Below are 20,887 nucleotides of genomic sequence, written 5' to 3'. Positions count from 1 at the left end.
TGCTGTTGCAGGATGAAAAAAACGTTGATTGTTACCATGTTGTTCAGTCTGTGTATGGGGATATTCGGTTTTGGTTTTGTGGCAAAAGCAGAAGCAGCAGCTGAATTCACTCACCCTGGTTTGCTGCATACACAGGCTGATTTCAACCGCATGCAGCAGATGGTAGACTCAGGTGAGCAGCCTTATTTGGATGGATGGAATCAGCTGCTGAACAGTCCGCTTTCACAGTCTGGTTGGACCCCGCATGCGACCGCTACGATTATCCGAGGGGGGACGGGCGATAATGTAGCCTTGCTGTATAACGATATTGCCCGTGCATATCAGAATGCTTTACGATGGAAAATCAGTGGTAATACGGCTAACGGCGATACCGCACGTGACATTCTGAATGCATGGTCAGGGACGCTAACGACACTCACCGGTAATGCTGACCGTTATTTGGCTTCCGGGTTGTACGGATATCAGATGGCTAACGCAGCAGAGATCATGCGGGATTATCCTGGATTCAATGTGACACAGATGCAAAATATGCTGTTGAATGTATTTTACAAGCCGCTTAATGAACGCTTTCTTATTGGCAATGAATTCGGCGGAGATCACAACGACGCCTATATCCAGAATTACTGGGCGAACTGGGATCTAAGCAACATGGCGGCTACGGTTGCGATTGGTATTTTCTGTGACCGCCGTGACATCTATGAGGTGGGAATTGAATATTTGAAGCACGGTAGCGGAAACGGATCCATCTATAACGCAATTCCTTTCCTGCATCCGAACGGGCTTGCACAATGGCAGGAATCCGGACGTGACCAGGCACACACGATATTAGGGATTGGATTGATGGGTGCAATCAATGAAATGGCATGGAATCAAGGGGAAGATCTGTATGGATGGGCGAACAATCGCTTCCTGCGCGCTGCCGAATACGTTGCCAAGTATAACAATGGAGAGGATAATGTCCCTTTTGCGACCTATGAATGGGGCTCTGGAACGAACGGCGCTGTTCAGACCCAGACTGTGATTTCGAGTGCGGGCCGTAACGAGTACCGTCCGGTTTGGGAGATGATCTATAACCACTATGCACAACGCAAGGGGCTATCCGTTCCCAACATTGCTGCTCGTGCCAACCTGATGAGACCAGAGGCAGGCCCGAATACCGCATATCCTTCAACTTTTGATCAGCTTGGATTTGGAACACTTCTTTATACCAGGCCAGCGGGGAGTGGTGGCTCAGCCACACTTCCCAATGGGAATATAGCTAATGGCACGTACCGATTTACTGTGCGTCTTGATGGCAAAGTGATGGAAGCAGCCGGTACTTCAAGTGGTGCACAAGTTCGAAAATCGACTTATACCGGGGGAACCCATCAAAAGTGGAACGTGACTCATCTTGGCGGTGGCCAATACAGTATCAAAAATGTACAGAGCGGGCTTTCGCTGGATGTAGCAAGCGGTGCCTTGAGTCATGGGGCCAACTTTCAATTGTGGAGCAATAATGGCGGTGATAATCAGAGGTTTGCCTTCATTCCTACAGGGCAGGGTTATTATCGAATCACTCCTGTGCATTCGAACAAACCCGCTGACGTGGTGAATGCATCTTCGGCAGAAGGAGCTCTGATTCAGCAATGGAGATATTTGTTAAGTAGTAACCAGCAGTGGAAGCTCGAACCATCCTAATAATACATTTTGACGAATCTGCTTGTCTGCAAGAAAGCACGTGTTCAATGTTTATGCCCCGAAGTTCCTATACAAGGAGGCTTTGGGGCATTTTTTTGCTTTGTTTTGTACCAGATAAGTGCAGGTCCGGGACAGGGTTGAAAGAAATTAGAATAAAGTTAAAGATTTTATACTGGATTTTAGAGAATGATTTTGATAGCTTAAGCAATATGAATAACTATTGTTGATCTCATTTATGATAGCGCATACATTATTGTGGGGACGGGATAGTGCACGATGAGCGAAGCTAAAGGGGATGGATGAAAATGCCTGAATACAGAAAAACCATCTTTATCAAATTTATTTTGTCATATACCGTTCTGTCCGTAGTTCTGATCGGCATTATGGGTGGGTATTGGTATACTCAGGCCAATGAAATGATGGAGGATGAGATTGCCAAAGACAATAAAAACCGCCTGGTTTCCGCCAAGGATTATATCGAGCAGACGATATTAAAGAAATATGAAGACAACCTGCAGAATAAAGCACTATCCATTCGGTTTATTCAGAATAACTTCAACTTGAATCTATTGTTAACGAAGAGTTGGGAGGGGAATATGAGTCGAATTGCATCCTTTCGGCAGGAACTGGAATTCTACAGGATTGAAAATGAAGGGCTAACCAATGTTACCGTTTATTTTCCGGCCAATCATTATGTCGTGGATGCCAGCAACTTTCATATGAAGAGTGATACATCCGAAGATGCTGCTTTCATTATGAAGCTGAACGAAGTAAAACCTAAAGAATGGCTGTTTCGGACCTTGGCGGATGGAAGCAAGGTGATGACCTATGTGATTAAACTGCCATACGAGACACCTGGCGTGCCAACCATGGGTTATTTCTTTATGGATGTAGGGGTGGAATATCTGCAAACAGCGGCTTCCCGAATTTTGAGTTCTCCGGCAGATCAGTTGTATATTTTCGACTCTTCCGGTAAAGAGCTTCTTCACACGGGGGATTATAATGAGGCTCTCGGTGGTCTATTGCAGAATACCATTCACAACCGCCAAAGCGGAGAACAGATTATAGAAGGAGTGGAAGGCAAAGCCGTTCTGTCTTATCTGGAATCCGCGAACTCCCAGCAGGATTGGACTTATGCCATGTATCGTCCGATGAACTCGTTTGTCCTGTCCTCTGAACAGTTGAAAAACAGTCTTGTAATTAGTTGCGGCGTAGTTGTTCTATTTGGTTTGCTACTATCGTTCTTCTTCTCCAAACAACTCTACATTCCGGTAAAGAGACTGATGATGCAGATCAAAGGTTTACACACATCAAGTGCTGTCACGTCCTTAGGTAATGAGTACGCTTTTATCGGAAGCACCTTTCATCTGATGGAGGAAAAGATCGTAAACCTCGAAACCCAAGCCAGAAAAAATGATTTGAAAAACCTTTTGCTGGGCGTGAGCCTGGAGATCGAAGCGGAACAGTTCATTCAACCGGGATATCACTATTGCACCGTCTATCTTCGGATTCCAGAGGAGGGCAGTGCAGGTCTGAAGATGCGTTATGAAAAGATGAATCGGTCTTTACATAGCATTTTCGTTACATTGAATGAGAATGAGGCGGCTATGATTTATTATATTTCTCCTGATGAGCAGGACGCAGAAGACCATATTATGGCCGATTTGCTGCAAGCTCAGCATTCTGCTGAGCAGGGTTCTCGGTTTGGAGCGGCTATTGGAAGTAGGGTAGACCACCCAGAAGCGCTCGCCGATTCTTATCAGATGGCCAAGCAGGCAAGCAGATATCATTTTTTATATGGAAAAGATTCTATCGTTACGTATTCCAGAGTTCTGGAAATGAGTACAGCGCCTTATCTGTTTCAATACGATCATTTCAAAAATGCATTACAGGCAGGAGATCAGGAGGCGGTTGCTGATTTCATTAATCATTTTCTGGAGGTTCTTCAGGATGGTCATATGCAGATCGAGACTGCGGAGCTCGCTGTGCTGCAATTAATGATGCAATTGTATCAATCGGTGCTTGAGTTGAAGTTACAGCACTTTCTGCCGCATTCCAATATCTTTGATGAATTGAAAAAGGATACGCTGATCGATACGGTTGAAGGGATACGTAGACTCTGCATGCAGATTACGGAACATTTAAAGTATGCCGGTAACCATGCACATATGGATGTGATTCGTACGTTGAAGGTGTATATTGCAGATCATCTGCATGAAGAGTTATCCCTGCAGATCCTCTCGAAGGAGGTTTCACTCGCCCCTGCTTATATTTCTACACTTTTCAGTGAGGGGACCAAAGAATCTTTTACGGAATATGTAACTCGGTTGCGGTTGGAAAAAGCTGCGGATCTGCTGCGTGATCAGCCACGTCTCTCGGTGTCGGTTATTGCAACGCAAGTCGGATACCGGAATCCTCAGTATTTTCACAGCAAATTCAAATCACGTTACGGCGTAACGCCTGTACAGTATCGGAATTCACAGCTGGCAGCGCTGGATTCAATCTCTCTGGATAAAGAATAGCACGAGCAAGTATGGAGGTAGAAGGTAAGGTGAATATGACTGTTGTTTGGAGCATCTAACGAATGTTACCCAAGCAGCGGTCATTTTTTATGAATTCGTTAGATTTTATAAGAAACCGTGAAAGAATTTATAAGGAATCGTATGAACTTGCAATAGAAAAAGCGCTTACATAATTCTAAGATTGAAGTGTGGCTTGAGGAATTTTTGGATGGTTGGAAAGGAGCAGTTATCATGAACCCGGTGCACAATCCGGAAGTGGAAGGCAAAAAAAATATATTTAATGGACAGCCGTCAAAATGGGCAGCAACATGGAGGGAATACAAGAAGTGCAGATATCTGTTTCTGCTGCTAGTTCCGGTGATGATCTGGTACGCGGTCTTTGCTTACGGCCCAATGTATGGTATTCAACTGGCCTTCAAAGATTTCAGAATTATGGATGGAATCTGGGGAAGTCCGTGGGTGGGCTTCAAGCATTTCGAGTTTTTGTTCTTTCAATCTCCTGATTTTTTGATGATTCTGAAGAATACGATCGTCATCAGTTTTTTGCATATTTTGTTTGGATTCCCGGCGCCGATTATACTCGCGCTGCTGATTAATGAGATCCGGTCAGGTGCCTTCAAAAGGGTAGCACAGTCGTTGACCTATCTGCCGCATTTTTTCTCCTGGGTTATTCTCTCTGGGATATTAATTACACTGTTATCTCCATCGTCTGGTGTAGTCAATTACCTGCTCCAGCTTGTGGGATTGGAGTCGGTCTATTTTCTGGGAGATCCGAATCATTTCCGGTCAACACTGGTCATTTCGGCGATCTGGAAAGAAGTCGGCTGGGGCACGATTATATATTTGGCCGCGCTTGCAGGTGTACAACCCGAGATGTATGAGGCTGCTGTGATGGACGGAGCGAGTCGCTGGAGGCAGACCCTCAGTATTACGCTTCCGACAATTATGCCGGTCATTGTACTGATGTTTATTCTGCGCATTGGCAATGTACTCGATGCTGGCTTTGACCAGATTTTGAACCTCTATTCACCTGCGACTTATAGTGTGGCTGATATTCTGGACACCTATGTTTACAGGGTAGGCTTGCAGAATTTCCAGTTCAGCTTGACGACAGCCGTCGGTTTGTTCAAGAATGTGATTGCTTTTGCGCTGGTACTGGCAACGAACTATATGGCTAAAAGGTTTGGACAGCAGGGGCTCTTCTAAACAGAATAACCAGATTGGAGGACAAGGCAGTGAAGCATAGCAGGGGCAGTAACCTTTTTCAGGCTTGTTTGATTACGTTCATGATTATCTTGTGTATTGTCATGCTGTATCCGTTTGTCCATATGCTTTCGATTTCGTTCAGTACGCCGGCAGAAGCATTGAGGTTGGGTATCCATCTGTATCCACAGCAGGTATCATTTTTTGCCTGGGAGAAGGTACTGGGTAACCAGGATATCTGGATGGGGTTCGGAAACACGGTTTTTCGTACCGTGGTGGGGACCGTTTGCTCGATCCTGTTCATGTCGTTTGGGGCCTATCCGCTATCCCGCAAATACTTGCCGCATCGCAATGTGTATACGATGTTAATTGTGTTCACGATGTTCTTTAGCGGGGGGATGATCCCTTCCTATTTCCTGATCAAATCGCTGGGGCTGCTGGATTCGCGGCTGGTGTACATTATCCCGGGACTTATTAGCACGTTCTCCATGCTGATTCTGCGAAATTTCTTTCAGAACATACCTGATGAGCTGGAGGATTCAGCCAAAATCGACGGGGCGAACGATCTGCGTATTCTGTTTCAGCTGGTTCTCCCGTTATCAATGCCTGTTATCGCCACGTTATCGCTATGGTCTGCGGTAGGGCATTGGAATGCATGGTTTGACGCAGTGTTATATATTCAGGACCCTTCCAAGCAAGTGCTTCAGACGTTCTTGAGACGAGTGGTAATCACAGGAGAGAATCTATCCATGTTCGCGGCAGACGTTAAGGGTTCGGAATTGGGTTATCAGGAACCGATCAAAGCCGCTACACTAATGTTTACGGCGCTGCCCATTATTATTGTGTATCCATTTCTGCAAAAGTACTTCGTAAAAGGAACGATGGTTGGTTCGCTCAAAGGATAACACGGATTCATTCAAGCTGCCTCAGGGCGTCTTGATTCAAATATGCGAATAGTTAGATCAAAAGGGAGGAATTCAGAGATGAAACAAAAGAGATTCATTACCGGTATGTTGGGCCTAGTGATGTCGGCTTCATTACTTATAAGCGGTTGCAGTGGTGGTGCGACTACTGATAACAGTACAGGTGAAACTTCAGATGGAGCTAATAAAAAGCCAATTGAAATTTCAATCGCAAACAACTGGAATATCCCTAAAGCCGATAACAATTACGTACAGAAGTTTCTGGAAGAGAAATTTAATGTAAAGTTCAAGAATATCTCCTTCGAAACAGCAACCTGGAAAGAACAATTCAACGTCATGCTGGCTTCCGGCCAGATCCCGGACATTATTTCCGTGGACGGCACTGTAGGCGATGTGGTGCAATGGGCAGATCAAGGCATCCTTGCGAGTGTATCCCAAGAAGAGATCAAGCAATACATGCCTAAATACACGGCGGACGTGGAGAGCGTTGATCCAAATGCATGGGACCCAGGTACATACAACGGCAAGAATTGGGGTGTTCCCAAGGTATGGGGGGAAGGTGCAACTGGTTTTATTCCCGCATACAACGGACAATGGCTGAAAGCTATTGGCTACAATGAACCGCCAAAGGATCTTGCGGAGCTTGAGGATGTGCTGACCAAATTCATGAATAATGACCCGGACGGCAACGGTAAAAAAGATACGTACGGCTTGACCGGACGAGGCAAAGATGCCCAGGCACAGCTGTTCAATACGGTGTTCGCAGCTTATGGAGTAGCTCCGTACCAGTTCAAACTGGACGCGAATGGCAAAGTAACTTATGGCGCAATTACAGAGGAAGCTCGCAATGCGCTGAAACTGCTAAATGAATGGTATAAGGCGGGCATTATTGATCCCGAATTCATCACCGATGGCAATAGCGAGATTCAAACCAAATTTGTCAGCCTGCGTACCGGGATCATTGAAACCGGAATGTGGCACCATCTGTATGATGATGGATACTTTGGCCTGATCTCCAAGGATAAAGGCATTGAACTTGTTCCCGGTGTTCCGTTCTCTGGACCGGACGGCAAGAAGTATGCGATGGCGAACGGAGCTTTACAACCTCCGTTGTTGTTTGGAGCGCAGCTTGAGAAGGATGACGCCAAACGAATTAAAATTTTGCAAATTCTGGAGTATGTCACGACCGATATGGAAGGCTACTTGACGACAGTGTTTGGCGAAAAAGGGAACTCCTATAATCTGGAAGGTGAATTGGCGGTCGTTACGGAAGCGGCGGCGGGTACGGAGTTAATGAATGAACTGGGTGCAGGTTTCTATAATCCATTCGGTGCCAAAGTGAGCTCCATGATGAAGCATCACTATTCTCCTGAAAAACTGGCTTTCAAAGAAAAGTTGACGAATGTGGAAGGTGTAACCGTCCTGAGTGATCTGATGCAGTCGACGGTGATGAAGACCAAAGCCCAATATGAGGCCATTTTGAACACACTACAGGCTCAATATTATATTAAAGCGATCTCTGGTGAAGCGAATACAGACAAAGATTTTGATGATTTCCGGTCACAGTGGCTGAACTCCGGGGGACAGTCGGAACTGGATGAAGCTCAGCAGATTTACGAGGAACGCAGTAAATAAAAATGACTTTCAGGGATGATGGTAAGATCGTTAGCAGATGAACCTTGGAACGGTGCTCATCTGCTAACCGGCTCATCTCTAGGGATGGAGGAGAACGGATATGCAGACTGTAAATACCCATTTAGTAATTTATCCGGACCCGACGGGTGCCGTAGTCAACCCGGACTTCACCGTGAGTGTCCGTAAGCCGCATGGGGAGTGGCAGCCCTTGTTCAGCTACAATGTGAAGGTCGATATGCATGACGTCCGCAATGCATCGATGGTAACGTTTGATTGTTCTGGACCGGTGGAACTGGAGATTGTAAAGAATGAAGGGAGTGTTCAGGCGGCGATCATCCGCCCAATCTCAACAGGATTAAGCTGTGAGTGGGGAGCAAACCGTATGTTGCTTCATCTTGACGGACCGCAGCAGCTATCCTTGGAAGTGAACGGAGATCGATTCCACAATCTGCACATTTTTGCTAATGCTCTGGAGCAGGATGTCCCGCAGGTTTCGGATGATGGTGTCCTGCCGATTGAACCGGGATTGCATAACATGGCAGATATTCTGGGGAATTTGGCAGATATGAGTTTAGCAGTGAGATCCAAAGTGATATACTTTCAACCCGGTCTCCATCATTTCGATACGTCCCGTTTAGAGGTACCTTCGAATACTATGATCTATATCGCCGGTGGCGCAGTAATCTATGGAGGATTTATTTGTAGCCGCGTGGAGGACGTGGTCATTCGTGGCAGAGGAATTCTGTACCTTTCCGATTTTGAGAAAACGACCTTTTATCGTGGGGTGGAAATCAGTTATGCCCGAAATATATCCATTGAAGGCATCACGATCATCGATCCGCCCCATTATACGGTCCTGATTGGTCAATCGGAGTCTATAGATATTTGCAATATAAAAACTTTTAGTACACGTGGCTGGTCGGATGGCATTGACATGATGGCCTGTTCAGATGTGAACATCGACAGTGTATTTCTGCGTACTTCTGATGACTGTATTGCGATCTATGCTTCAAGGGATGAATATCGAGGCGATACCCGAAGGGTTCGTGTTACCCGTTCGATCTTGTGGGCAGATGTAGCGCACCCAGCCAATATAGGCACACATGGTAACTATGAAGGAGATGGAGATGTGATTGAGGATATTATATTCAGCGATATTGATATCCTAGAGCATCACGAACCACAGCCGGATTACTGGGGATGTCTTGCGATCAATGCCGGAGACAATAACACGGTACAGAACGTAGTGTATGAGAATATCCGCATTGAACCTTTCGAATTGGGTGAACTGTTCAATGTGAGAGTACTGCAAAACCCAAAATACAATCCTGCTCCGGGGAAACAGATCCGGGATATTCTTTTCAAAAATATTACGTATAACGGAAGTTGTCTGAATCCATCCCATATCGAAGGCTACGATGAAGCGCGGAAGGTAGAGAACGTGAGATTTGAGAATGTAACTGTTAATGGGGAACATTTCTCAATGGAGAGAGATGTTATTCTCGGACCTCATACTAATGAAGTGGAAGTGAAGCCAACATAAGTGTGATTTTGATCTGTCCAATGGAGCATTCGCACGCTTATCCGCTCACGGGGAAAATAAGCAAGCGACCCCAAAGCACAAGAATATCGTCGCTTAAGAAGTCGCCTGAATGGTGGCTTTTTTTGCTTTGGTAACCCAAGTGAGTTGGAACTGTAGAGTGAATTACTTACCTGTCAGGCTTTATATAGCAGGCTCATCCGACAGCTGGAAGCGAGATACGAAATACCAGATGAGCTCTCGACGCGAGGATACTTTGGTTTTGGCAAAAATGGATTTCAGATGATCTTGAACCGTGTACACAGAAATATGCATCGCGGCAGCAATCTCTTTGGAAGAATAGCTGCGCAGTACATAACCGAGCAGTTCCCGCTCTCGACTGGATAATCCATGGCTTTCAGCGAGCAAGGGCAGCAAATCCTGCGGCATTGCCTGCTCCAGGCGGATGGCAATCTGGTCCGGTCCCACGAACTGTTGCATGAGACTGGCATGAAGTATGAGGTAACGCCCATCCGGAAGTTGTATGCAAACTTTGGAGGGTGAGTCGGGTGCACTCTGAGTACCCAAGACCAGTTCTGCCTGATTCTTGCGCTGCAAGTGGGAACTCACTGCACGTACCGGACGGGGCAGGACGTCTGGCCCTACATGTTCCAGCATACGTAACTGGGACAGCCAATAGTCAGCCGGGGCGTTCAAGGATATGAGTTGGAACGTATCCGTGGTGATCAGAATGCCTGGTTCCTCGGGACTGCTGCTCGTGATCTCATCCATCAGTGTCAGACTGGTGGACCGCAGCATGGATGCAATAGAAGCGGTCCAGGTCTGAATCATCAGCCTTTCCTCCTCTGTAAAGACAGAGTTCTCTGCCTTTCGATACAGGGTCAGGTATCCCCAACAAGCGTCTCCATTAACCAATACAGCGCGCAGTTCATCACCGAACCCCGCTGGCTGAAGAATGTTGATATAACGTGGGCTTTGTTCAGGCTGTGCGTTCACGGATGTGTGGAGTGTAGCTGTATGTTCACCGCTGCGAATTAATTCAGCGTACTTATGTATATCTTCTTCCATGTATTCATTGATGAATAACCGATCATGAATGGCTTCAATGCCATCTTCTGTCACAGCTCCTGTGGAAAGAAGAGTCAGCGGATCAACGGTAGTGAAACAGTACGCATCGTAAGGTACAACCGTATGGATCTGCTTGAGAACCGCTTCCCGGTAGGTACGCGAGGTCCAGGTTCCTTTTTCAAGAGAAGTGATAAGTCTGTGGTTCCGATCAATACGTGATGTCAACAAGATATCTCCTCTCTATGCGTATATCCCATAGATCTGGGATTGTAGGCTCGGCGTATCCTTCTATAATGAAATTAGACGAACAACGAGTCAAGTCTAACTTCAATTCAAGAGGGAGTGCAGTATCCATGAATCACAATCCATCACCGATGAGCTGGGAAACGGCAGATGTTCATCGTTACGAACAATCGATAGCCCTGAAAATTCCGGGTTATTCTCATATGCATGATCTAATGGAAAGGCTGCTTACAGCATCATTTGCGGATAACAACGATATCCATATACTTGTTGCCGGAGCAGGAGGGGGGAAAGAGATTGCTCTGCTTGGAGAACGCCATGCTGAATGGACATTGACTGGAGTAGATCCGTCACAACCTATGCTTCAACTTGCCGAGAGTCGAATCGCAGAAGCGGGCATTGGCTCCAGAGTGAAACTGCAACCTGTCACGGTTGAAGAATTGGCGGAGGATATTTTATATGATGGGGCGACAAGCATGCTCATGTTGCATTTTCTTCAGGGGATGGAGGCCAAGAGAACGTTTCTTACCAGTCTTGCAGCAAGACTCAAACCGGGTGCCCCACTAATCATTGCGGCTGTTAATGCCGATCTTCGTTCACCTGCGTATCCTGTGATAATGCAAGCTTGGAAGGATCACATGCTGAGTGCTGGCGTCCTTCCTGAAGAGTGGGAGCACTTTGCTGCTTCCTTGGGCCGTGAATCCGATCCCATAACATCTGAAGAGATGACTCAGCTGCTTAACGAATGCGGTTTTTCACATATTACACGTTACTTCGGGGCGTTCTGGGTGGAGGGGTATTATGCAAGTCGAAACTAGCGTAAAGTCTGTGAAAGATCAGATCTGGGTGGTTGGTGGGTATGGCCAAGTGGGGCAGATGATATGTACTCAGATGGGACGTTTATTCCCGGGTAAAGTATGGGCAGCAGGTACACGTATGAACCGTGCGGAAGAATTCAGCCGATCCACGGGTGGTGCTGTGTTGCCGCTTCAACTGGATGTAACACGACCTGTAGAACTATCCATGTTACGGCCTGTGAAGCTGGTAATCATGTGTGTGGATCAGAGTGATACCCGGTTCGTTGAATCCTGCGCACAAGCCGGAACCGACTATATTGATATTTCTGCAAAATATGATTTTCTCGCTCAAGTTGAACAGCTGCACACCAAAATGCAACGTTCCAAATCGACCGCGATACTCAGCGTTGGATTATCACCCGGAGTGACTAATTTGCTTGTGCGCGAAGCGACCATGCATATGGATCAGGTGGAGGAAGCAGACATTACCGTAATGCTGGGACTTGGAGAGAAGCACGGAAAAGCTGCCGTAGAGTGGACCGTTGATCAGATGAATGCCACCTACCAGGTGATGCAAAAAGGCAAGCCTGCTGAGGTACAAAGTTTCGGAGATGGGAAAAGGATTGATTTTGGAGCAGAACTGGGGAACCGGAAGGCATACCGATTTAACTTTTCGGATCAGCACGTGGTTGCTCGAACGTTACGTATTCCAACCGTATCTACCAGACTCTGTCTGGACTCCCGTTGGATCACGACAACCATGGCAATCTCCAAACGTGCAGGGTTGTTTTCGTTGCTCCGCATCCCGTCTATTCGCAATGGAACAGTCAAGGCATTTGGCCTTATTCCCGGAGGAGAGCCAATGTATGCGGTCAAGGTTGATGCCGTAGGTTGGGAAAATGGTGAACAAGTCCGCGTCGAACAACTGCTTGTTGGCGACAAGGAAGCAGATGCAACAGCGGCCGTGGCAGCAGCGGTGGCCGAACGCGTATATAGAACAGAGTCAGAGTTACCTCATGGTGTGTTTCATATTGAACAGTGTCTCTCTTTGCAGGACATTCAGGATGCACTTCCTACACCGCTAAGCGTGACGACCAAGATCACCTAGTTTCAAGTTCTTTTGCTGGTACCCTCTGATCTGCTATGATGTAACAATAATCATGACATGAATGGAGGGAGATCATGAACTGCGTTGCTGTATTACCTTATTACAAAGTACAGAGAGAAGTGACGGGTCTCGCCCAAGAGATTGAGATGAATGCCCGCTCCATGATTCTGTATTCAGATAAAATTGTGACCAAATACCGCGAGTTCAACATCACGGAAGTGTTTGACATGTCATTTCGCCGTATGGGTGACAAAGGTGGATTTTTCTATCTGCATACGAGCACAGGAGTATATCCGTATATGGTCGAAATCGATCCTAAACCCTTTATACAAAGTTTCAGAAAGATGACGAACCAAAAATTAAAATGACTTGACCTTGCCGTTACGTAAAGGCTTACCCTCGGATATGGAAGGAACGATAACCAATCCAGAGGAGCCGTGAATGTAATGAGTGTATTGATTCAGCAAGCTACGATCCTAACGATGAAAGATGCCGAGGCCCCCTTTATGGGGGATATTCGTATTGAAGGAGATCGCATTGTACATATTGCGAACCACATTCCTCCTCAGCCTGAAGATGAGATTATCGATGGACGCAATAAGGTTGCCATGCCGGGACTGATAAATGCCCACCAACATACACCGATGAGTCTGCTCCGGGGATTCTCGGACGATCTGAAGCTGATGGACTGGCTTGAACGCAAAATGCTGCCTGCCGAAGCACGGATGAACCCGGAAGACATCTATTGGGGTGCCACGCTATCCATCGCCGAGATGATCCGTTCGGGTACCACTGCTTTTGCGGATATGTATATCCATATGAATGAGATTGCAGAAGCGGTTAAGCAAACGGGTATGCGGGCATCGCTTACACGTGGGATGGTATTCATGGAGGATGATGGGGGACGTAGATTGCAGGAGGCGATCGATCTTGTGCAACGCTGGTCTGGAGCGGCCGATGGGCGAATTACAACCATGTATGGACCCCACTCCCCCTATACATGTCCTGTAGAGCCGCTACGTGAAGTCATCGCTCTGGCTGTCGCGGAGGATATCCCTCTGCATATTCATCTGGCTGAGACGAAGGAAGAGGTCGTGAAGATTCGCGAGCGCTATGGCATGACACCGACAGAGTATTTGGAAGAGGCGGGTATGTTCGAACAGGCGCATGTGCTGCTTGCACATGGTGTGCACCTCAATCGAAGGGACATTGGTAGATTGAAGGGCATGCGCGGCGGTGTAGCACACAATCCGGTCAGCAATCTGAAGCTGGGATGTGGAATTGCTCCAATTACCGAGATGTTGGCCCAGGGAATTAACGTGGGAATCGGAACGGATGGAGCGGGAAGTGCCACAACCGTGGATATGTTCGAGGAGATCAAAGCCGCGACCTGGCTGCAAAAGCTGGACTATGGTGATCCCACTCGCTTGCCAGCTAAGGACGTTCTACACATGGCTACACGCGGAAGTGCTAATCTGCTTGGCCTTCAGCATGAAGTGGGTGTGCTGGAAGAAGGGCGCAAAGCCGATCTGATCCTGATCGATCTGGCGAAACCACATCTTCAACCGGTACACGAAATAGAATCGTTACTGGCTTACAGTGTAAATGGGGCAGACGTGGACACCACGATAGTGAACGGCCAGATCCTCATGAGAGGCAGAAAGCTGCTCACGATCGATGAGGATGAACTTTACCGTGAGGTGAAGGTTAGGGCCAAGCGGGTTGTTGAGGGAATTTAATTTTTAGAGGTAGCGATAGCGCTAAAGTACAGGCATGGGCAGCTGAGCCGGTTGCATCGGCGATTGTGAAAAGGCTGCTGGCAAAAGCCGGATTAATCTATCAAATTTCTGGACACCTACACTTACTTGAGATGATTTATTTCAAGCAAGCTGTAGGTGTTTTTTTGTATATAGTTCTTTTGAACAACCTCTTATAGGTGCAATGGTCCAGTTCATTATCAGTTCATACTGATTTGTTACGATATGAACATCAAATAGATAGATATTGTGCATGATCAGGAGAGGAAGAGATCCATATGAAAATACTAGAAGTTAAAAATGTGAAGAAATCATACACCTTATATGGAAAAGAAAGAGTTCCGGTACTCCACGGTTTGAACTTAAGTTTTGAGACAGGGGAATTTGTCTCGATCCTTGGCGAATCTGGCTGCGGTAAGTCGACACTGATGAATATCATTGGTGGCATGGACTCCGATTATGAAGGGGATGTCGTTGTTCGTGGCAAGAACTTAAGTGCCATGACAGAGAAGGAAATGGATGATTATCGGAAGAATAATATCGGCTTTGTCTTTCAAAACTTCAATCTGATCCCACATCTGTCTGTCCTCGAAAATGTTACCATTGCGATGCAAATGACGGATACGAATGAGAAGGAACGGAACCAACGTGCCGTTGATATATTGACGGAGGTCGGACTGAAGGATCACCTGAACAAACGTCCGAATCAGCTGTCCGGGGGTCAGAAGCAACGGGTTTCCATTGCACGGGCTTTGTCCAACAATCCGGATATTATTCTTGCAGATGAACCGACGGGTGCTCTGGATAGGGAGAACGGAGATCAAATCCTCGCTCTGCTCGAGAGCATAGCTAAAAAGGGAATGCTGGTGATTGCAGTAACTCACTCGCAGAAAGTCGCGGACTCAGGTACACGTATTGTGAAGGTTGAAGAGGGGCGTATTAGTGATGATATTCACCTGAAAGATCCTTCTACGGCTGTTTACGAGAGTGGTCAGGATTCTTCCCGGAGCCTGAGCTTGCTTGCTTCATTCAAGATGGCACTTAAAAATATGAAACTTAACGGCAAGCGTAATGTTCTGGTCGCTTTGGGTGGATCTATAGGTATATTAAGTGTACTCCTGATGCTCTCCTTGGGGAATGGAATAACGACGTATATGAATGACGAAATCAATTCAAGTATGGACCCTTTGCTTGTGGATATAACGAAGCCGAGTGAAGAAGCCAAGGACATGCAAGGCCCTGAGGCCTTGATGGCACCAGGTGAACCGTTCACAGAAGCTGATATTGAGACGATTCGCAATTTTCCTAATGTGGATTATGTAGAGACGATCACGACCATTACAGGCAAATCCACGATGGTGAATGAAGAACAAAGTGTGGGACTCACACAGCTAACAACGTTAACGGATGCTTTTGATCCAGCAATGATGACAACGGGTGTTCTGCCGGTAGAAAATCAGATGTTGTTACCTCTGGATACGGCGAAACAATTAAGCGGAAATGACCAGGCTGAATCGATGATCGGCAAGTCTGTGTTTCTATATATCAATGAGATGGATGGCAATAATAAACCAGTAACTTTGGAGAAAGAAGTAACTATTTCCGGGGTCTATGAAGCAGCAGATCAACGATCTCCAATGCAACAATCCCCAGGATACATTTCATCAGAGACGTTGGAGCAAATGTATATGGACAAAGGAATAACGATCGGGCCAATTCAGGTTAACGCCTATGCAACTGATATGAAATATGTAAATGATATCAATGAAGCTGCTGTTGATGCTGGCTTCGCAGGCTCTCAAATGGCCAAGGTCATGGAGAATATCACGACATATGTAAGTATGGCTTCCATTGTACTCGCTGGTATTGCAGGCATTTCGTTGATCGTATCCGGTATCATGATATTGGTTGTACTCTATATTAGCGTCGTGGAACGGACGAAGGAGATCGGAATTCTTCGGGCGATTGGAGCGAGAAAGAAAGATATCAAGCGAATATTCTTCTCCGAATCTGCTTTATTAGGCGTATTTAGTGGCATTATTGCGGTAATCTTTGCAGTGATCATTAGTTATGTGTTAAATATTCTATTGGACAATGCATTTGGAGCAAAACTCATTAATCTCTCGGGATATTATATCTTGTTCGGTATCGTGGTAAGTACAGCGATTAGTATCATTGCCGGTTTGATGCCATCATCAAAAGCTGCGAAGCTGGACCCGATGGAATCCTTACGATACGAATAAAACCGATGACGGAAAGGATAATGGATACATGAACACGATTCTGGTGGTGGACGATGATTCCCATATCCGCAAATTAATCCGAATCTATCTTGAAAAGAATCAATTTTCCGTGCTGGAAGCACCAGATGGTCAAGAGGCGTTAGATATCCTCTCTCATACGAAAGTTGATCTGGCGATTGTGGATGTGATGATGCCCCGAATAGACGGCATTGAACTGACGGAAGATATCCGATCTTACCTGGATATTCCCATCCTGATGGTGACTGCCAAGGGAGAATCCAAGGACAAAGTCAGAGGATTTAATGCAGGATCAGACGATTACCTCGTTAAACCTTTTGATCCAGTGGAATTAATCCTGCGTGTGAAATCGTTACTAAAACGATATAACAAAAGTGCATCGAACATCATTCAGATCGGCGGTGTAACCATTGATTTGAGCAATCTTATGGTCAGTGCCGACGGACGAACCATCGAATTGAAAAAGAAGGAATGTGAATTGTTATTTTCTCTGGCAAGCTCGCCAGGGAAAATATTCACACGTACACAGCTTATTGATGATATATGGGGCATGGATTATGAAGGTGATGAGCGTACGGTTGACGTACATGTCAAACGTTTAAGAGAACGGCTGGAACCTGTTCCTGAACTATCGATCTCGACGATCAGAGGTCTTGGATATCGGCTGGAGCGAGCATGAATATATTGAGGAAAAGCCTGCGACTTCGAATCGTAGCCACGTTTATCGGGATTGTTCTGGTGAGTTTGATTCTCTCCTTTATGCTGAATAGCGGGTCCCAGGAGAAGACGCCGAATCGTTTTATGGTTACTTTTGCCGAAGACATCGCTACACTGATTAACCTGATCGATGATCCGGAAAAAGTGAAATCAAGCATGGATATCTTTGCCCGGTACGGCTTGAACATCACTCCCGTGAATGAACAAAGTGAAGTGTTATCTTCCTTGCCAGAGGACAAAGTTCATTCGTTATTTGAGGAGGGTACAACCGATGCTATGTTTCTATCGAGTAAAGATGGCATCGCGACCATAGGTGTTCCCGGAACAAACGAGGGGATAGGCACATTTCTGATTCAAAGCGATTTTTCCTCTCTTTTTCATACGCTGCGAAACACCCTCTTAACCTCATTGTTAACGGTTCTGATCATTGGGAGTTTATTAATCCTGTTCATGTCAGGGTTCATTGTGAAACCGATTAAGAGGTTAACCGTTGCTGCGAAGGAGATGTCATCCGGGGATCTTTCGGTGCGGTTAAAACATAATAACCAGGATGAGTTCGGCGAACTGATGGAGAGCTTTAATCATATGGCCAGTGAGTTGCAGAAAATCGATTCTGTTCGTGATGACTTTGTCAGTAACGTTTCTCATGAAATGCAGTCTCCACTGACATCGATTAGAGGGTTTACCAGAGCGCTGAAAGACGGCGTTATTCCACTAGAAGAGCAGAAAGAGCATCTGGATATCATCTATGAGGAAACGCTGCGCTTATCGAGGCTCAGTGATAATCTTCTTCGGCTAGCCTCGCTAGATTCGGAGCATCATCCGGTTCATCTCACCACATTCCAATTAGATGAACAATTAAGAAGGACGATCCTATTGGCGGAGCCTCAGTGGGCGCCGAAGGACATACAGATCGAACTGGACTTGTTGCCCTGCGAGATCACAGTGGACAAAGATTTGTTTGATCAGGTCTGGCAGAATTTAATAAACAATGCGATCAAGTACACCGGTTCACAGGGTACCATTCATGTCGAGATTGAGACGTCATCTTCATTCGTGAAGGTGCTGATTAGAGATTCTGGACAAGGCATACCTGATGACGCCCTTCCGTATATCTTTGATCGATTTTATATGGTGGACAAAGCACGAAGCAGCTCGCTTCGAGGTAACGGATTAGGGTTATCCATTGTCATTAAAATTCTGAAATTGCATCAATGTACAATTGATGTCGAGAGTGAAGTAGGAAAAGGTACGCAGTTTATTGTCACGATCCCCAGATCGGTCATTACACCTTAAGGCAAACCGGAATAGAGAGCAGCAATATGGAAATAATCAATCGGTCTCTGTGAATTCAGGGTTCAGATGGTTTTCATATTGCTTTTTTGATATTTGTCCAAGTGATAGATTTTATATATAGTTTTGTTTAGCGACGGATCATTTGATAATATAGAAGAGACGTTATGTGAATCTATGAACTTAATCAAATTTAATCATATAGAGAATGGAGCCATTCAATGAAATATCGCAATATGGAAGATTGTATTAACGATCTGGAGCAGCATGGTCATTTGATTCGGGTCAAAGAAGAGGTTGATCCTCATCTGGAGATGGCAGCGATCCATATGAAAGTGCACGAGGCTAAAGGCCCGGCTTTGTTATTCGAAAATGTAAAAGGCTCGAAGTTCCAGGCCGTATCGAATCTGTTCGGCACGGTGGAACGAAGCAAATTCATGTTCCGCGGTACGCTCGAAGGCGTACAACGAGTCATGGCTGTTCGTGACGATCCCATGAAGGCGCTTAAGACACCATTGCAGCATGTCCGCACAGGTCTTGCTGCATGGCAAGCTTTGCCGAAACAGAAATCTATTAGTCTACCCGTGTCTGCTCAAGAGATTCAAATCTCGGACCTGCCGCTAATCAAGCACTGGCCGATGGACGGTGGGGCATTTGTGACGCTACCACAGGTTTATTCGGAAGATCCGGACAAACCAGGAATCATGAATTCAAACTTGGGGATGTACCGGGTTCAACTGGATGGCAATGATTTTGAAATGAACAAGGAAATAGGATTGCACTATCAGATTCATCGCGGAATCGGTATACATCAAGCCAAGGCGGTCAAAAAGGGAGAACCACTAAAAGTCAGTATTTTCATCGGGGGTCCACCCGCACATACACTCTCCGCGGTTATGCCTTTGCCTGAAGGACTCAGTGAGATGACATTTGCCGGCCTGCTCGCTGGACGTCGCTTCCGGTACAGTTACAAGGATGGATATTGCATCAGCAATGATGCTGATTTTGTCATTACCGGTGATATCTACCCAGGCGAGACGAAGCCTGAAGGCCCGTTTGGTGATCACTTGGGATACTACAGCCTGACGCATGAATTCCCGCTAATGCGAGTGCATAAAGTCTATGCCAAACCTAATGCCATCTGGCCGTTTACGGTTGTGGGTCGTCCACCGCAAGAGGATACAGCGTTTGGTGATTTGATACATGAGATTACAGGAGACGCGATCAAACAGGAGATTCCGGGCGTCAAAGAAGTGCATGCAGTCGATGCAGCCGGAGTGCATCCGTTGCTGTTCGCTATTGGTAGTGAACGTTACACGCCTTATCAGGCCGTGAAGCAGCCGACAGAGTTGCTTACGATTGCCAATCGCATTTTGGGTACGGGTCAGCTCAGTCTGGCGAAGTACCTGTTTATTACTGCTGAGGATCAACAGCCCTTGGACACCCATAAGGAAGTTGAATTCCTGACCTATATCTTGGAGCGCATGGATATGCAGCGGGATATTCATTTCTATACACATACGACGATTGATACACTGGATTACTCGGGTACCGGGCTGAACAGCGGCAGCAAGGTTGTTTTTGCAGCGTATGGCGACAAGGTTCGGGACCTGTGCACGGATGTGCCAGAGTCTTTGAAGAACATTCGCGGTTATGAAAATCCGCAGCTCATCATGCCAGGGATTGTTTCGATTCAGACATCGGCTTTCACAAGTTATGAGGATACAGCACAGGAGATCAAGGCATTCACATCTCTATTGAAGGAGCAGGGAGGTCTGGACTCATGTCCGATGATCATTCTCTGTGATGACAGTTCGTTCCTGAGTGCTAACCTCAGCAACTTCTTGTGGGCAACGTTTACCCGCAGCAACCCTTCACATGACATGTATGGAGTGAATAGCGGGTATGACCACAAACACTGGGGCTGTGATCAGATTATTATTGATGCGCGCACCAAACCGCACCAGGCACCGCCGCTGATCCCCGATGCTTCGGTGGAGAAGAGTATTGAACGTTTATTTGTTAAAGGAGCAAGTCTGGAATCAATTAAAATCTAATTTGGGATGTTGTAAGAAGTTCAAACGGAAGGGTTTGGACTTCTTTTGCTTACTCTGATCCAGCCAATAGACACCAAAAAGTGTCT

The 20,887-nt window shown here is 46.3% G+C and carries 15 protein-coding genes; 14 read left to right on the top strand and 1 reads right to left on the bottom strand.

The window, feature by feature from the left end:
- The first annotated feature begins 12 nt into the window (after nt 1-12).
- From FS628_RS01650 to FS628_RS01625, 6 genes are all read left to right on the top strand, one after another.
- Nucleotides 13-1,677 (top strand): RICIN domain-containing protein, encoded by a 1,665-nt coding sequence (locus tag FS628_RS01650; RefSeq protein WP_145318090.1) that lies wholly within the window; start codon nt 13-15, stop codon nt 1,675-1,677.
- 305 nt (nt 1,678-1,982) lie between these two features.
- Entirely contained in the window at nt 1,983-4,199 is a 2,217-nt protein-coding gene (locus FS628_RS01645; RefSeq protein ID WP_186327686.1) for a helix-turn-helix domain-containing protein, read from the top strand.
- Nucleotides 4,200-4,430: 231 nt separating this feature from the next.
- Nucleotides 4,431-5,405, top strand: a complete 975-nt coding sequence (locus FS628_RS01640) for an ABC transporter permease (RefSeq protein ID WP_145318085.1) — start codon at nt 4,431-4,433, stop codon at nt 5,403-5,405.
- A 29-nt stretch (nt 5,406-5,434) separates the two neighbouring features.
- Nucleotides 5,435-6,307 (top strand): carbohydrate ABC transporter permease, encoded by an 873-nt coding sequence (locus FS628_RS01635; protein WP_260870900.1) that lies wholly within the window; start codon nt 5,435-5,437, stop codon nt 6,305-6,307.
- 78 nt (nt 6,308-6,385) lie between these two features.
- Entirely contained in the window at nt 6,386-7,960 is a 1,575-nt protein-coding gene (locus FS628_RS01630) for an extracellular solute-binding protein (RefSeq protein ID WP_186327685.1), read from the top strand.
- 100 nt (nt 7,961-8,060) lie between these two features.
- Nucleotides 8,061-9,503: a glycosyl hydrolase family 28 protein gene (locus FS628_RS01625; RefSeq protein ID WP_145318078.1), complete on the top strand. Its 1,443-nt coding sequence runs from the start codon at nt 8,061-8,063 to the stop codon at nt 9,501-9,503.
- A 180-nt stretch (nt 9,504-9,683) separates the two neighbouring features.
- Here the strand turns inward: FS628_RS01625 and FS628_RS01620 are convergent, their stop codons facing one another.
- Entirely contained in the window at nt 9,684-10,793 is a 1,110-nt protein-coding gene (locus FS628_RS01620) for a helix-turn-helix transcriptional regulator (protein WP_260870899.1), read from the bottom strand.
- Nucleotides 10,794-10,921: 128 nt separating this feature from the next.
- Here FS628_RS01620 and FS628_RS01615 point away from each other — a divergent pair, with 128 nt between their 5' ends.
- From FS628_RS01615 to FS628_RS01580, 8 genes are all read left to right on the top strand, one after another.
- Complete coding sequence (locus FS628_RS01615) at nt 10,922-11,629, top strand: class I SAM-dependent methyltransferase (protein WP_145318072.1); 708 nt, start codon at nt 10,922-10,924, stop codon at nt 11,627-11,629.
- The gene (locus FS628_RS01610; RefSeq protein WP_145318069.1) at nt 11,613-12,716 is read left to right on the top strand and encodes a saccharopine dehydrogenase family protein; all 1,104 of its coding nucleotides are present in this window, start codon (nt 11,613-11,615) and stop codon (nt 12,714-12,716) included. The genes FS628_RS01615 and FS628_RS01610 overlap by 17 nt, the downstream gene beginning before the upstream one ends.
- Before the next feature lie 74 nt (nt 12,717-12,790).
- Nucleotides 12,791-13,084, top strand: a complete 294-nt coding sequence (locus tag FS628_RS01605) for a hypothetical protein (RefSeq protein ID WP_145318066.1) — start codon at nt 12,791-12,793, stop codon at nt 13,082-13,084.
- Between the two features lie 78 nt (nt 13,085-13,162).
- Complete coding sequence (locus FS628_RS01600; RefSeq protein WP_145318063.1) at nt 13,163-14,455, top strand: amidohydrolase; 1,293 nt, start codon at nt 13,163-13,165, stop codon at nt 14,453-14,455.
- 296 nt (nt 14,456-14,751) lie between these two features.
- Nucleotides 14,752-16,716: an ABC transporter ATP-binding protein/permease gene (locus tag FS628_RS01595; protein ID WP_145318060.1), complete on the top strand. Its 1,965-nt coding sequence runs from the start codon at nt 14,752-14,754 to the stop codon at nt 16,714-16,716.
- A 28-nt stretch (nt 16,717-16,744) separates the two neighbouring features.
- On the top strand, nt 16,745-17,413 hold the full coding sequence (locus tag FS628_RS01590) for a response regulator transcription factor (RefSeq protein WP_145318057.1): 669 nt from the start codon (nt 16,745-16,747) through the stop codon (nt 17,411-17,413).
- Entirely contained in the window at nt 17,410-18,747 is a 1,338-nt protein-coding gene (locus tag FS628_RS01585) for a sensor histidine kinase (RefSeq protein ID WP_145318054.1), read from the top strand. Before FS628_RS01590 ends, FS628_RS01585 begins: the two co-directional genes overlap by 4 nt.
- A gap of 218 nt (nt 18,748-18,965) precedes the next feature.
- The gene (locus tag FS628_RS01580) at nt 18,966-20,801 is read left to right on the top strand and encodes a UbiD family decarboxylase (RefSeq protein WP_145318051.1); all 1,836 of its coding nucleotides are present in this window, start codon (nt 18,966-18,968) and stop codon (nt 20,799-20,801) included.
- Nucleotides 20,802-20,887: the final 86 nt, after the last annotated feature.

It is taken from the genome of Paenibacillus xylanexedens, assembly GCF_007676705.1.
Lineage (GTDB): Bacteria > Bacillota > Bacilli > Paenibacillales > Paenibacillaceae > Paenibacillus > Paenibacillus xylanexedens_C.
Note: the sequence above shows the minus strand (reverse complement) of the source record. Positions and strands in the feature narration are given on the sequence as shown.

Bases quoted from the DNA above. Each gene is read 5' to 3' on its own strand.
- FS628_RS01650 (WP_145318090.1), top strand. From the start codon at position 13: ATGAAAAAAACGTTGATTGTTACCATGTTGTTCAGTCTGTGTATGGGG.
- FS628_RS01645 (WP_186327686.1), top strand. From the start codon at position 1,983: ATGCCTGAATACAGAAAAACCATCTTTATCAAATTTATTTTGTCATAT.
- FS628_RS01640 (WP_145318085.1), top strand. From the start codon at position 4,431: ATGAACCCGGTGCACAATCCGGAAGTGGAAGGCAAAAAAAATATATTT.
- FS628_RS01630 (WP_186327685.1), top strand. From the start codon at position 6,386: ATGAAACAAAAGAGATTCATTACCGGTATGTTGGGCCTAGTGATGTCG.
- FS628_RS01625 (WP_145318078.1), top strand. From the start codon at position 8,061: ATGCAGACTGTAAATACCCATTTAGTAATTTATCCGGACCCGACGGGT.
- FS628_RS01615 (WP_145318072.1), top strand. From the start codon at position 10,922: ATGAATCACAATCCATCACCGATGAGCTGGGAAACGGCAGATGTTCAT.
- FS628_RS01610 (WP_145318069.1), top strand. From the start codon at position 11,613: ATGCAAGTCGAAACTAGCGTAAAGTCTGTGAAAGATCAGATCTGGGTG.
- FS628_RS01605 (WP_145318066.1), top strand. From the start codon at position 12,791: ATGAACTGCGTTGCTGTATTACCTTATTACAAAGTACAGAGAGAAGTG.
- FS628_RS01600 (WP_145318063.1), top strand. From the start codon at position 13,163: ATGAGTGTATTGATTCAGCAAGCTACGATCCTAACGATGAAAGATGCC.
- FS628_RS01595 (WP_145318060.1), top strand. From the start codon at position 14,752: ATGAAAATACTAGAAGTTAAAAATGTGAAGAAATCATACACCTTATAT.
- FS628_RS01590 (WP_145318057.1), top strand. From the start codon at position 16,745: ATGAACACGATTCTGGTGGTGGACGATGATTCCCATATCCGCAAATTA.
- FS628_RS01585 (WP_145318054.1), top strand. From the start codon at position 17,410: ATGAATATATTGAGGAAAAGCCTGCGACTTCGAATCGTAGCCACGTTT.
- FS628_RS01580 (WP_145318051.1), top strand. From the start codon at position 18,966: ATGAAATATCGCAATATGGAAGATTGTATTAACGATCTGGAGCAGCAT.